Origin of the sequence: Imperialibacter sp., from assembly GCF_040222385.1 — a bacterium.
In the GTDB taxonomy this organism is placed as follows: domain Bacteria; phylum Bacteroidota; class Bacteroidia; order Cytophagales; family Cyclobacteriaceae; genus Imperialibacter.
On the sequence record NZ_JAVKDF010000035.1, the window covers coordinates 558,788 to 571,470 of the forward strand.

The 12,683-nt window shown below is 45.8% G+C and carries 14 protein-coding genes and 1 pseudogene; 8 read left to right on the forward strand and 7 right to left on the reverse strand.

Annotation, left to right across the window (positions count from 1 at the left end; genetic code table 11):
* Window positions 1–16: 16 nt before the first annotated feature.
* The gene (locus tag RIG68_RS18310) at window positions 17–568 is read left to right on the forward strand and encodes a Uma2 family endonuclease (protein ID WP_350125794.1); all 552 of its coding nucleotides are present in this window, start codon (window positions 17–19) and stop codon (window positions 566–568) included.
* A gap of 252 nt (window positions 569–820) precedes the next feature.
* Here RIG68_RS18310 and RIG68_RS18315 read toward each other — a convergent pair whose 3' ends face one another.
* Window positions 821–1,777 carry a 3-keto-disaccharide hydrolase gene (locus RIG68_RS18315; protein ID WP_350125488.1) on the reverse strand — a complete coding sequence of 319 codons (957 nt, stop codon included), beginning with the start codon at window positions 1,775–1,777 and terminating at the stop codon, window positions 821–823.
* 204 nt (window positions 1,778–1,981) lie between these two features.
* On the opposite strand from RIG68_RS18315, the gene RIG68_RS18320 reads away from it, so the two are divergent.
* Window positions 1,982–2,296, forward strand: coding sequence for a nucleotidyltransferase family protein (locus RIG68_RS18320; protein WP_201568525.1), 315 nt, complete (start codon window positions 1,982–1,984; stop codon window positions 2,294–2,296).
* Window positions 2,296–2,640, forward strand: a pseudogene (locus tag RIG68_RS18325) (HepT-like ribonuclease domain-containing protein). Before RIG68_RS18320 ends, RIG68_RS18325 begins: the two are co-directional and overlap by 1 nt.
* 44 nt (window positions 2,641–2,684) lie before the next feature.
* Here the strand turns inward: RIG68_RS18325 and RIG68_RS18330 are convergent.
* Window positions 2,685–5,564, reverse strand: coding sequence for a PVC-type heme-binding CxxCH protein (locus RIG68_RS18330; RefSeq protein WP_350125491.1), 2,880 nt, complete (start codon window positions 5,562–5,564; stop codon window positions 2,685–2,687).
* Window positions 5,565–5,744: 180 nt separating this feature from the next.
* On the opposite strand from RIG68_RS18330, the gene RIG68_RS18335 reads away from it, so the two are divergent.
* On the forward strand, window positions 5,745–6,557 hold the full coding sequence (locus RIG68_RS18335) for a LytR/AlgR family response regulator transcription factor (protein WP_350125494.1): 813 nt from the start codon (window positions 5,745–5,747) through the stop codon (window positions 6,555–6,557).
* A 78-nt stretch (window positions 6,558–6,635) separates the two neighbouring features.
* A complete protein-coding gene (locus tag RIG68_RS18340) occupies window positions 6,636–7,847 on the forward strand; it encodes a dioxygenase family protein (RefSeq protein ID WP_350125497.1) in 1,212 nt (403 codons plus the stop codon).
* 121 nt (window positions 7,848–7,968) lie between these two features.
* On the opposite strand, the gene RIG68_RS18345 is transcribed toward RIG68_RS18340, so the two are convergent.
* Together RIG68_RS18345 and RIG68_RS18350 are read right to left on the reverse strand one after the other, a co-directional pair.
* Window positions 7,969–9,279 (reverse strand): TonB family protein, encoded by a 1,311-nt coding sequence (locus RIG68_RS18345; protein ID WP_350125500.1) that lies wholly within the window; start codon window positions 9,277–9,279, stop codon window positions 7,969–7,971.
* Complete coding sequence (locus tag RIG68_RS18350; protein WP_350074436.1) at window positions 9,272–9,649, reverse strand: BlaI/MecI/CopY family transcriptional regulator; 378 nt, start codon at window positions 9,647–9,649, stop codon at window positions 9,272–9,274. The genes RIG68_RS18345 and RIG68_RS18350 overlap by 8 nt, the downstream gene beginning before the upstream one ends.
* Window positions 9,650–9,837: 188 nt before the next feature.
* On the opposite strand from RIG68_RS18350, the gene RIG68_RS18355 reads away from it, so the two are divergent.
* Genes RIG68_RS18355 through RIG68_RS18365 form a run of 3 tightly spaced genes read left to right on the forward strand, consistent with a single transcriptional unit; the run spans window position 9,838 to window position 11,643 of the window.
* Window positions 9,838–10,305 (forward strand): hypothetical protein, encoded by a 468-nt coding sequence (locus tag RIG68_RS18355; RefSeq protein WP_350119846.1) that lies wholly within the window; start codon window positions 9,838–9,840, stop codon window positions 10,303–10,305.
* A gap of 60 nt (window positions 10,306–10,365) precedes the next feature.
* Complete coding sequence (locus RIG68_RS18360) at window positions 10,366–10,881, forward strand: hypothetical protein (RefSeq protein WP_350125504.1); 516 nt, start codon at window positions 10,366–10,368, stop codon at window positions 10,879–10,881.
* A gap of 15 nt (window positions 10,882–10,896) precedes the next feature.
* Window positions 10,897–11,643 carry a M14 family metallopeptidase gene (locus tag RIG68_RS18365; protein WP_350125507.1) on the forward strand — a complete coding sequence of 249 codons (747 nt, stop codon included), beginning with the start codon at window positions 10,897–10,899 and terminating at the stop codon, window positions 11,641–11,643.
* Here RIG68_RS18365 and RIG68_RS18370 read toward each other — a convergent pair.
* Genes RIG68_RS18370 through RIG68_RS18380 form a run of 3 tightly spaced genes read right to left on the reverse strand, consistent with a single transcriptional unit; the run spans window position 11,640 to window position 12,656 of the window.
* Entirely contained in the window at window positions 11,640–12,002 is a 363-nt protein-coding gene (locus RIG68_RS18370; protein WP_151997276.1) for a hypothetical protein, read from the reverse strand. The genes RIG68_RS18365 and RIG68_RS18370 overlap by 4 nt on opposite strands.
* Before the next feature lie 2 nt (window positions 12,003–12,004).
* Window positions 12,005–12,355, reverse strand: a complete 351-nt coding sequence (locus RIG68_RS18375; RefSeq protein WP_350125509.1) for a helix-turn-helix domain-containing protein — start codon at window positions 12,353–12,355, stop codon at window positions 12,005–12,007.
* A 1-nt stretch (window position 12,356) separates the two neighbouring features.
* Window positions 12,357–12,656 (reverse strand): type II toxin-antitoxin system HigB family toxin, encoded by a 300-nt coding sequence (locus RIG68_RS18380; RefSeq protein WP_350125512.1) that lies wholly within the window; start codon window positions 12,654–12,656, stop codon window positions 12,357–12,359.
* Between the last annotated feature and the right edge of the window lie 27 nt (window positions 12,657–12,683).

Consider the following 12,683-nt stretch of genomic DNA (forward strand, 5'->3'; position numbering starts at 1 on the left):
TTAGTTGCTCTTGATTATGGAAACAGTAAAGATTGATAAAACGAAAGATTGGACTGTTGATGACTATCTCCTTTTAGAGGAGACCAATACTCCATGCCAATTAATCAATGGAGAACTGATCATGAGCCCGGCACCCAACCCACAACATCAAATTATATCCAGCATCCTGAATGATATTTTAAAATTGGAGGCAAAAAAAGTGGGAGCATTGGTGCTATATGCCCCTGTTGACCTCTACATAGATAAAAGAAATGTCTTTCAGCCAGATTTAATCTTCCTTTCAAAGGAAAAAAGGCACTTTTTGACTAAGAGAGGGATAGAAGGCCCCCCTGAACTTGTTGTGGAAATTATATCTCCGTCTAACGGTTACACAGACAGATACGAGAAGAAGAATGCCTATCAAAAATTCGGCATACCAGAATATTGGATTCTGGATCCAGCCAACCAAACGCTGGAAATTTATTATTCCACAGAATGGGTAAAGCCTACGCTTTACCTGGCAGGGGAAGGTACAGTTACTTCATCTGTACTCAAGGAGTTGAATTTTAACCTGAAGGATTTATTCTGAAGCAATAATAAAAAGGCGGTTCCCTGATCTGACTAACTGATCAATCTGCATTTCTGAGGGTATTGATTTTTTGCATGGGTATTTTGTGCTTGCATAAAAAAGCAAAAGGTCCAAGCGAGACGCATTGAACCAGTTTTGCTTTTTTATTGCCACCTATTGCTGAATCGAATAACGTTCCTTTTGAGTTTTATCCCCCAAATTTTCTGCTTGACCCTGAGAAACGGCCCTTTTTACCCGTTAAGTTTTTAAATTTTACTCTGATTTTTTTTCTTCCACCCGAGGAGTAATGATGATGTTTCTGAATTCAATGGCTCCATGATCTCCCTGAAACATTAGCGGGCCTGGCTCGGCCTCGTTGTTATCAAGAGCGCCACCGGTCATGCCGGCAATTGTTTGATCGCTGATAATTGTTTTGCCATTGAGCACTACTGTCACCCTCCTGCCTATTAACGTGATATCGTACGACTGCCACACGCCTGCGTCCTTTGCCACCATTTCATTGGGAGTGATAAGCCCGTAGATGCCTCCCAATAAGCCACTCGACGGCTCCATTCCTTTGCTGTCAACTATTTGTACCTCGTAGCGGCCACGTAGATAAACGCCGCTGTTGCTTCCTTTTGGGTAACGAAACTCGAGATGCAGTTTAAAATCGTTGAATTTTTGGTTTGACACCAGGTTGGCACCTGACTTTTCACTTGTCAGCACACCAGACACCACCTTCCACTGATTTTCACCCATGGCATGCCATCCGCTCAGGTCACGGCCGTTGAACAACGTAATGGGCTCACCCCACTCTGGATTGTCCACGTAAGCCAGTTTTGGCGCTCTTGTCCCGACCCAGCTATACTTCTTCCCATCGGTAAACCGCATGGTGCCGGTCAATTGGTCACCTGTCAGTTGCCCCTCAAAGGCCAAGTCTCCTTCTCCCGGCTCCCATTGCACGGGAATTGCAAAGCTGAACTTCCCATCCTTTGCCTTCACCTCAGCAATCGGTCGAGCACTCCCGGAAGCATAACAAAACCTGCCCACCAGCGTGTGATAGCCCGAATGCTGGATCTCCAACCAGGAAGGAAGCTCCGACCCATCCCTGGTGATCTTTAGGTTCCATCTTCCTTCAAGCGGATTGACTTCCTGGGCGTAGGTAGCATCAGTTACTACGAAAAGCATAAAGCTCAATAGCGATAAAGTAAATTTGGATAGCGTATTCATGGTAAAGGATGTTTTAGAAAGTTGTAGCTCTAGCGTGTCGAAGTTATTGATGGCAGAGAAGAAATCAAACAAAGAAGGGCGGTTGTGAAGGATGATAGAAAAAACAATAGATCAGAATCATGCATCCTGTAAAAAAAAGGGTGGCAAAGTTGGTTTGAGTATTAATGTCAGCATCAAAACAAATTCGGCATACCAAGTAATCCGTTGATAGAGATAGAAAATTATTTAAATTGGGGAGTGATAACTGCCGACCAAAAACGAATTATTAAAGAAATAACGGGTAAGTATAATCCTACCCTGCTTGGTATTTTCGGCTCTTACGCACGAAATGAACAAATTCCTAAAAGCGATATAGATATCCTCATCGACTTTGATAAAACGGTCGATTTGCTTCAGTTAATTGGGTTAGAGCAAGAATTGTCTGAAGTTCTCGGAGTAAAAGTCGACCTCATTACTTATAAATCTCTCAATGAGAAACTAAAGCCATATATTCAACAAGATTTGATAAGAATCCTGTGATGGCCAAGAATACACTTGTTTATCTTGAGCATATCTTAGATGCCCTTGCAAAGGTTAAATCGTATACGACGGATCTAAATGAAGGATTGTTTTTAGAGAACCCTTTGGTTCAAGATGCCGTGATCAGAAATTTTGAAGTAATTGGTTAGGCCACCAGGCAAATTGATTTGGGCATAAGGGCGAAATACCCTGATATTGAATGGAAGAAAATTGCCGGAATGCGGGATAAATTAATTCATGATTATATTGGAGTAGATTTAAGGGCGGTTTGGGCTGTAGTTGAAAATTTGGTACCTGACCTGGAGAAAAAAATCGAAGAGATTGTGAAAATAGAGAAAGGATGAGAGATAGAATACCAAACACTCAAATCCCAAAGGCTGCCTAAATTTCACTTCAATGTTAATAAATAGCTTGTCAAGTTAGCCAAATCTTGTTCGTTCAATCCCAAAGCCAAACCACCCGGCATAATACTCGTCGCCATGGGCTTTTTTGAGACGACATCTTTCGAGTCAATCACTGTTTGCCTGCCTGACACGTCTCTCAGTACAGTCGTTTCCCCCTCTGACACCAAAAACCCGAAGTACGAGTTGTCATCTTTGGTTTTCACTTCCACCATCGTATAGCCGAAAGCAAGGGCTGCGCTGGGTTCCAAAATAGCATTGAGCAAGCCGCTTTGATCGAATTTAGACCCTATCTTGCTCAAGTCGGGACCAACCTCCATGCCAGTACTTCCTACTTTGTGGCAGGCTGTACATTTTTGCACAAAGAGTTCTCTCCCTTTTGAAGCAACTCCTTTTAATTCGATTATCCCCTCATATGAAACTCCAGGAGGAGCTAACTCTTTGAAATACTCTGCTGCCATCGTTCTCACGGACTGGTCGGGGTTGTTGAAGATTGCTTTGCCAGCCTCCACCATCAAAGGCGCTGTGAGCTGGGCCGCAGATGCAAGGGCAATGAGGATTTTTCCTCCGTCAGCATCTGCGCCAAGCAGCCTGACAGCCTCCATTTTTTCGTCCAGAGTTTTTTCTTCAGCAAGAATTATCGCCTTCTGCTCAAGCATAACCTGGCTTTGTGCAGGCAGCATATCTTTCTCCAACTCGCTCCAATTCACGATTGAAAACCAGCTATTGGATTTTCTAAAATTGACCAGCCAATCTGCCTGCTCAGCCACTTGTTTAATTGGCGCCATGGCCAGATCAGCCATCAGGTTGACAGCTTCGGCTGTGTTGATAAAGCTCAATGCCACTAGGGCTTTCGATCTCTGCTCATCTGCCAAACCGGTTGCTAGCGCTCTTTCAGCAAAGGCATTTGCAGCCATATCGGGGTGCAATCTCCAGACAATATTGGCAAAATCAGAGGGCCAGCTGGCTGCCACTGGGTTTTGCTTTTCAAGCAGAGCCGTATAAAGGTCTGCTTCTTTGCCAAGCGCCCCAATGCCCAACGCCTCTAAATAATAGGCATCTGTTCCATCGTATCGACTTGCCAGCGACACCAAAATCTCTTGAGATATACCCCAGGGCATGTCTCTCATGGAAATGGCCACTTCCCTCAAAACTGCAACATAAGGGTCATCGAGAGCGATCTTTGCATAGGACATGATATTACTCTCGTCTTTTTTTAAAGCCCTGTAGGCTGCCACTCGAAGCGAGGGGGCTGGATGAGAAGCCAAAATGTCTTCCACCTCGTCCACGCCCGCTTCCCCGAGTTGGGCCATCAACCAAACCGCCCTCGCCTGAATAAAAGGGTTACTGTCATCCAGGAGCTTCTTCACTTCCGGCAAAACTGACTCACCCTGCTCGGCTAGTTTGACGAAACCCTGATTTCTCACATTAATAGCTGGGCTTTTCAATGCTTCCATTTGACCAGCGGTAGTGGTTACATCATACACTGGCTTGGTAAGTTTCTTTCCCTTGGGGGCTATCCGGTAAATCCTGCCGTAGCCTTTTTCGTCGGTCATTTGATGACCTCCCACAATGCGGTCATACCAATCGGCCACATAAATGGCACCATCCGTACCAATCGTCACATCGCTGGGGCGGAATAGCTTGGCCTCATCAGGCCCGACATCATTCCAAACGTAGTCTTCGGTTGACGTACCAATTGAGGAGATCAAATCTTTTCTGTCGAAAGCATAGCCCGCCCCTGCTGGCTCGGGCTGGTAAGCAAAAACCTCATTCCTACCTGCATCAGCACTTAAGAACATGCCCCGGAACGGATCGCCAAATGCATCGCCTTCATACGTCACCACGCCAGTGGGTGCGCCTGCCCCAGTGCGGTCACCCACTGGCAGCACTCCCGGATCTTCCTGATGCCAGTGGGCAGTGAAAATCTCCTGGTCTGGTCTGCGGTCGGCCTTCCAGGTGCGGCTGCCGTCGGCGCTGAAGTAGCCGGCATTGCTGCCCTCCATGACCCAGCTTACCCTACAGGCCACCACTTCATCGTCGTTATCGTTCTGCCACATGTTGCCATAGGAGTCCACCGCCAACTCATAGGAGTTTCTGAAGTTGTGAGCCAGCACCTCCAGTCCTTTACCATCGGGGCCAATCCGTAGCGCCAAACCTCCGACCCACACCTTGCCATCATCACTTACCTGGGCAGGCTTATTTTCTTTGTTGTAGGGTGTGCCTCCGGTGTAGATACTGCCCGACCGAAGCTCCCAACCGGATTTATCTATCACATGGTGAGGCCCTGCATTTCCGGTGTTGAAATACCAATTGCCATCCGGGCCTGCCACAACGGAATGTAAGCTGTGGTCGTGATCCAATCCGCCAAAGCCCGTCAGAAAGATCTCTTTTTTATCGGGTTGGTCGTCGCCATCCTCGTCGGTATACACAATGATGTTTGGTGCGCAGGAAACAATCACTTTGTTGCCAATAACAGCTATTCCCAGCGGCGCCACCAGGTCTTTGTCCTGCACAAAAACCTTTGTTTTATCAGCCTTCCCGTCGTCGTCGGTGTCTTCCAGGATGACTACCCTGTCTCCTTCCTCGAAATTCAGGTGTGTTCCCGGGTCGTTGTTGAAATTGCGGTAATTGACAGCCTCAGTCACCCATATCCTGCCTCTGACGTCCACATCCATATTGGTTGGGTTATACAATTGAGGGGACTCTGCCCACAAGGTGGATTCCCAGCCTTCGGGCAGATAAAGCTGTCCATCAAAACGTGTTTCAAATTTGAGCGGACGATAAGGTTCTTCGGCCTTTCTGGTATCAACGCAGGAAAAGAAAATGACCGAAAGGACGGTTGGAAGTAGTTTGTAGGTGTTCATTGCCAAAGGTGTTGAAACATAAGATAGATCGCTTTCTTACTAAATAAAAGTGCCAGCAGAGCGAAAGCATTTTTTTGAACAGGAAAGGTCACTCTGAGGCACTTGAGTTCTCCAATTTAGGCGACCGTCTGACATTTTATTTTTACCTTACTCCGAATGTTGAAAACGGTGATTTTTGATATGGCATCATCAGAGGGTGATTTTTGGGCTTCGCAGCGCTGGAAAATAGTAAAGGTCGCAGGCCTGCTGATGGTATTTGCGGTGCTCCTCAGGCTCATACAGGATTATCTTCATGCTTATATAAATGATTACAACTTTTACTTCTCTGAGTCCATTATTCATAAAGGCTTTTGGTTTGTTTTCTTTCCCGTCTCCATTCTGCAGGGCTATGCAATCGGAAAATTTTCAAATACATTTTCCGGAAAGATGAAATTTGCCTTCCTCACCGTGCTAACCGTCCTGGCCACCCTGGTGCATCTTGTGTCTTTTGCATTCATCATATCAACAGCATACTCCATTTTCCTGAATCATTCTTATTCGTTTATCAACCTGCTCAGATATTCATTTTCTGAGGATACCTACCTGTGCCTTCTCATCTATGGCATTTCAGCGCTGGTGTTCAGTCGCCTGGATGCAGAGAAGCTAAAAACATCATCGGAACAACACTACTTAACCGCCGTGATGGTGGGCAGTGGAGCAAAAACAACAGCGGTAAGTGTGAATGATATATTTTATGTCAGCAGCGCAAGCCCCTATATAGCCCTACATACAGCCACACGAAAGTTTCTTCATTCTGAAACCCTGAAAGCGCTTGGTGAGCAGCTCAACCGGCAGCAATTTGTGCGAATTCATAAATCTACCATTGTCAATATAAAAGAAGTTGAGTCTTATCAATCACGCCTGAACGGTGACTACGACATCACGCTGAAAAATGGTGAAGTTGTGCGAATGAGTCGAAATTATTCGACTTCGTTCAAGACCCAGTTCAAATAGTCCACGGGTTGCATCAAAAAGTCATCAGGTTGGGGTATTCAGGTTTGTTTACCGGAAAAGGCACATGAAATTGTGGCTATGAAAAATAAAACTTTTTGTCAGGTACTCATAGCGACGGCACTCACAATGGGGTTATTCAGTTGCCAGGGCCAGCCCAACGTTAGCGGGCAGAAACAAACTGCAAAGAAAGTCATTGTAGGCGGTGGCTGCGACGGGTGCGAGCTTATGTTCGTTGGTATGCCAGCATCCATCGACGCATCCGACACCAGTGCTGGCTGGCTCGAAGAAGGGCAAAAGTTGCTCGTCACCGGCAAAGTCTTTAAAGTTGATGGCATCACTCCTGCCAGCGGGGTTGTCATCTACTATTGGCAAACAGACAATGCAGGTTTTTACGCTCCTGTTGAGGGCATGCCCGCAAAAGCCAGGAGACATGGACATATCCGGGGCTGGGTGAAGACAGACGAGTCGGGCCGGTATTCGATCTACACTGTGCGACCTGCCCCCTACCCGGAGAGAGACGAGCCAGCCCACATTCATACGTCGATCAAAGAGCCTAGTATCGACGACGAATATTATATAGATGCATTTGTTTTTGACGATGACCCACTGCTAACAGGAGCCAAAAGAAAGGAATTGGAAAACAGGGGCGGGAGTGGTGTGCTTCGAGTGCTGGTTTCAGGCGACGTGCAGATAGCCGAGCACAATATTATTTTAGGCCTCAATGTCCCCAATTACCCCGACGACATGAATAATGAACGCCAATCAGGGCTTCAGGTAGGCGAAGACAGCCCCTCCTTTATCCCTTTTCACGCCTGGGGGCCCGACAAGGGAACCAGGACGTGCCCCGTTTGCAAGTATGGCCGTTATCATGGCATTCTGTACTTCGTGGGCAACAAGCCAGATTGGGATGATATAAGAAAGTGGCTGACCTTTCTTGAGAAAGAAAGCGTGGACCGAGGCAAGTATTTGAAGGTCTATTTCGTGTATGGAAACGAAGCAGCCTACAGCAAAGAAGCCAGGCAAAAGGAATTGGAGAGTATTGGAAGAGCACTTAATTTGAAAAATATTGCCCTCACATTCGTTCCCTCGCTGAGCGGTAAGGCTAGTGAAGTAAACCTTAACAGCATCAACCCGGACGTAGCAAACACATTCATTGTTTACAGGCAGCGAGCAATCGTGGCCAAGTTTATCGGCCTTGAAGCATCGGCTGAAAACTTCAAACTTATCTCAACAACCCTTGACAAAACAAAAGGTGAGTATTTCGACTTGCCCGAACCAGCACACAATTAGTCGTGGAGTATGCAGTAACAAAAAATCCTCTGCCGTCATTGGCAGAGGACTTTTGATGCTTACAAACACCGAAAACCTGCTTCAAAAAGCAGGTTCTCTAACGAGGATTCAACTCAAATTTTTACTCTTTTGCAGGAAAAACTTCATCAACGGGAGTCTCTATTTCTTCTATCGTGAACTTCACATTATTAATCACCTTATCCTCCCCCTGTGGGTCGCCGAGTTTGAAAGTAATCGGTAATATCATTTTGGTCTTTACGGCTTTTCCCCTTTGCTTGCCAGCAATCCACTTGGGCGACTGAGCAATAACACTAGCAGCTTCCATATCACAACCGGCTCCTATTCCTTTTATTGCTTGTACCTCAGTGACAGAGCCGTCTGTGTCTACCACAAACTGTATAAATACTTTACCTTCGACCCCCATTTGCCGGGCTTGCCTTGGGTATTTCAAAGTCCTTGCCACATAGGCGTAGAAAGCTGACATTCCACCTGGAGGTGTTGGCATTTCTTCCACTTTGGTGAAAATTTCTTCCGGCCCGTTAGACACTGCAGCAGCCTGAATCGTTAGCTCCTCCTCACCTGCCCCTGGCAGTTCACAGCTTATGACTCCGAAAACCATGGCCATGGCCAGTACCGGCAGCACAAATTTGCCCCAGTACACATTGTTGTTTTTGTTTGTAAGCATACGTAATCGTTTTAGTGTTTGCGATTGATTGAAATGGCTGCCAAGCGCCAACCCGTACTGGTTGAGTACCTGCTTCGCCAAAAGCTTTTGATAAGCTTCTATGTCTCTGCCCTCGGTAGCCTTGTCGTCGGCTTCAAACTCATGGGTCATTACCAGCGCATTCTTAATAGCATAAACTATTGGGTTGAACCACATGATAGCGTGAGCTATTTCGATGAAAAGAATATCCCTCGAATGCTTCCTGCGGATATGTGCCAGCTCATGTTTTAGTATTTGTTGTTCTTCCCTTTCTCCAAGTTCCTGGGTATCGTCCCAAAACAGGTAATGCATAAAACTAAAGGTGGGTAGCTTGCCCCTGGTTCGCACCAAAACATAGTCCTGGCGAAACTCCTTTTCTCCGCTCCTTACAATCTTAACGATAGACAACACCTTCATGAGGAGTTTTGCGGCGAAAAGAATGATTCCCAGCGCATATACACCCTCCAGCCAGGAAATGCCGGTGTATTGACTGGCATAAGGATCAACTACCATTTCCGGTAGCGTGATCACAGCCGTTACTTCCCTGCTCAATGCCCACGGCAAATCCACCTTGACCAATGGGAAAATGACGGAGAAAAGTACTGATGACAACAGGTAATACCTGTTGAAAGCATAGCACGATTCATTGCGCAGCACCAGGTAGTAAATGGCATAAAAAGCCAGGCTACAGGCCACGGATTGGAAAAGAAATAGGAGTAGGTTAGTCATCGTCTTTATCTTTAATGTCTTTTTCTACATACTTCATCAGCTCCTCCATGTCTTTTATGTCCAGCTTGTTTTCACTGGCAAAGAAGGAGACAAGCTTCTGAAACGATCCATTGAAATAATTGCCCATAAAGTTTTGAAGGAAGAAGCTCTTGTATTCATCCTTACCCACTTTGGGGAAATACTGATGTGTTTTTCCAAATGCTTTGTAACCAACAAAACCCTTCTTTACCAGTATTCTGATAATGGTAGACACCGTGTTGTAGGCAGGTTTAGGTTCGGGCATTTCTTCAAGTACTTCGTTCACAAACCCCTTGTCGAGCTTCCACAGGATTTGCATGATTTGTTCTTCGGCTTTGGTCAGTTCTTTCATAATGTTCTATACGTATATTCAAATGTAAAACGAATAGTTTAGTTTAACAACTAATAACTTAGTTTTTATTTTTATTGACTATTTCATCCGCTCAAAATAGCATTTCGTCGTTTCCGGGATTCAATGTTTGCTTGCGACTAAAATTTAATTCAAATTTACTAGTAACCACCTACTTAACTATCGTTTGAATGCTTTCAATTGCTTCTCTCATTAAAGAATCTAAAACCTACCTTGACAAACCCTACATCAAGGTGGCGTGGCATGCACAACTCAATTTAATCATTCATGACTGGAAAGGCTTTGCGACTTTCGAAGAGATTCTGGAGGTAGGTCAAAGAACACTTTCAGCAGTTCAAATGGAGCATGCCACAAAAGTGCTGTACGACACCAGGGATATGGAAGTGCTTGACGACAGATCAAGGAACTACATAGCAGGAGAGTTTACAGTTAAAATGATCAGGGCTGGCATCCACTACTCAGCCACCATTCTGCCGGAAGATCCCTTTGCACAATACACCATTCAGGCCATTAAGGGCAGCATGGAAAGGCATTTGCCAGAAAGGGTGCGATACTTTAACACTGTGAACAAGGCCCTGGATTGGGTAGTTTCGCAGCAGGTTATTCCAAAATCTGGTGTTCGCCTGGTGCACCAGTAAATAATTTCGATTTTATTTCTCCCCTCGATTTCGTAGCCTAGCGTATTCAAAGCAAGGCTCATGCAAATACGTTTCCTTTTCGTCCTTCTGGCTCTTCCACTGATTGCCTACCCCCAAGAAAAACAGTTCCGTTTCCAAGGTCAGGGGCCAACACAAATCGTCGAAACTTCCTCCAAAGCTATCCAGCTTCAGGAAAGAAAAGTCTGGCTATTTGAAGAGGAAGGGATTGGCTTCAGCAATGACTTCAGAGGGGCAAGGCTGAATAACGCAGTGCCCACTAACGGTTCAACTTTCCAACTGACCATTGAGGCAGAAAACTACCCGGTCAATCCGAGCCCCTGGTACGCCTTCAAAGTATGGAGCGGCACCGATAGGCAAGTCACACTGTCATTCAACTACCCACAAGGCAGACACCGTTACTTTCCTGTGGTAAGCATGGACGGTAAAAAGTGGGCCAATCTGGACTCTGCTCGTTTTATTGCCAAGTCGGATACCACCATCGCCTTTTATAATTATCGACTGCTGCCGAAAGAAGCCAGCATGGTGCTTGACCTGACTGCTGGTGACACCGTGTGAGTGGCTGGGCAGGAAATGTGGACTTCAAAAGAGGTATATGCCTGGATGGATTCTGTTGGAGAAGTATACAAGCTAAAGCCAAAGGTAATTGGGAAAACCACGCTCGGCCGTGACCTGAAAATGATGCAGGTGTCGAAGGGAAAAGACAAAAAAGTGGTGGCCGTGATAAGTCGGCAGCATCCACCAGAGGTCACGGGCTTCTTTGCGATGAAGGCTTTTATCGAAAGAATACTAAAGGATGACTCGTTGTCAAACGCTTTTAGAAAGCGGTATGATGTGCTGAACGTGCCGCTGATGAACCCTGATGGCGTAGACGAAGGACATTGGCGCCACAATGCGGGCGGTGTGGATCTCAATCGTGATTGGGAAGCACAAAACCAGCCGGAGGTGAAGCAGGTAGCCGACTATTTCAAAGCCTACATGAAGAAAAGGAAGGGCACCATGGTCTTTTTTATGGACTTCCACAGCACCTGGGACGATATCTACTACACCATCGACCCCAGCCTGCCTACGAACACGCCGGGTCTCACCACCAACTGGTTGGCTGGCATTGAGGCAGGCATCCCGGGCTACTATGTCAATCACCGGCCGTCGAAAGTGGACAATGGTGTGGTATCACGAAACTTTTTCTACCGAACCTTCAACACAGACGGGCTGGTCTTCGAGTTTGGCGACAACACCAGTCGTGAGTTTCTGAAGTTGAAAGGCACTATGGCCGCCGAGGTACTGATGAGGTTGCTTTTAGAAGAGCCTGGGAATTAATCTTCCGGATAAGGTACAAAAACGAAGCTGGTCAGCTTTTCGTCCACCACAAATAAGCAGCAGAATTCATCAGGGTCTTTAAAAGCGCCTTTGAATTGATCAACATCCTCGATCAGCTTCCTGTTCACAAACTCATCAATATAGGTGGCATAGTAATTCCATGACAAGTTTAAATCTTCTCTGGGGATCAGCAGTTGACCGATCGGGATTTCCACCTTGGCAATGGGGAAAATGGGGAATTCTGAAAACCCTTGTTTGCGTATCTGGTAGGAGGCTTCTTTAATACTGTCGGCCACGACCACAAAATCTTTGGTGATAGTGCCGAGGTATTTGCCACTTAGTTCTGGATCGTTTTGCATAGTTAAGAAAGTAATGATTCAGCAGGAATACCAAGATCGTTGTGCAACGCCTTGATCATTTTTAGAGATAGCTTCCTTTTTCTTTGTAGCACTTCAGTAACCCTGTTTTTTCCGCCCAGGTACTTCGCAATATCTACTTTTCTAAGGCCCATTTGGTCCATGTAAAACTTAATGGCCTCCACGGGATCCGGCGGATAAATTGGGTGATGCTTCTCTTCATAAGCCTCAATTAAAGTCACTAACACTTCAAGCTCATCACCTTCTTCGGTATTAGGCAACGCCTCCCACAGCTCGTCTACTCTTTTAAGTGAGTTCTTATAATCTGCATCTGTTTTAATGGCGTTAATTTCCATGTTAAATTGATTTCGCATCTACTTTATCATACTCTTCGTGCGTTCCCACAAATCGGATATAACCTATCTGAAAGTCAAATTTGAACTTTACTATCAGCCGATACTTATTCCCTCCAATATTAAAAACCACCCTTCCATCGCCTATGATGCTGGCGGATCCAAATTTGTTCTTTAAGTGATTAACATTTGACCATTCGGTTCCTTTTATCGCCTGTACCCATGCCCGTAGCGGCTGCTCGGCATCTTGCCGTCCTTCTCTGCTCCAAAATTCACGCAATGCAGCGACTGATATTATCCGCATGAATCAAAGATAAAACAAAAGGAATAG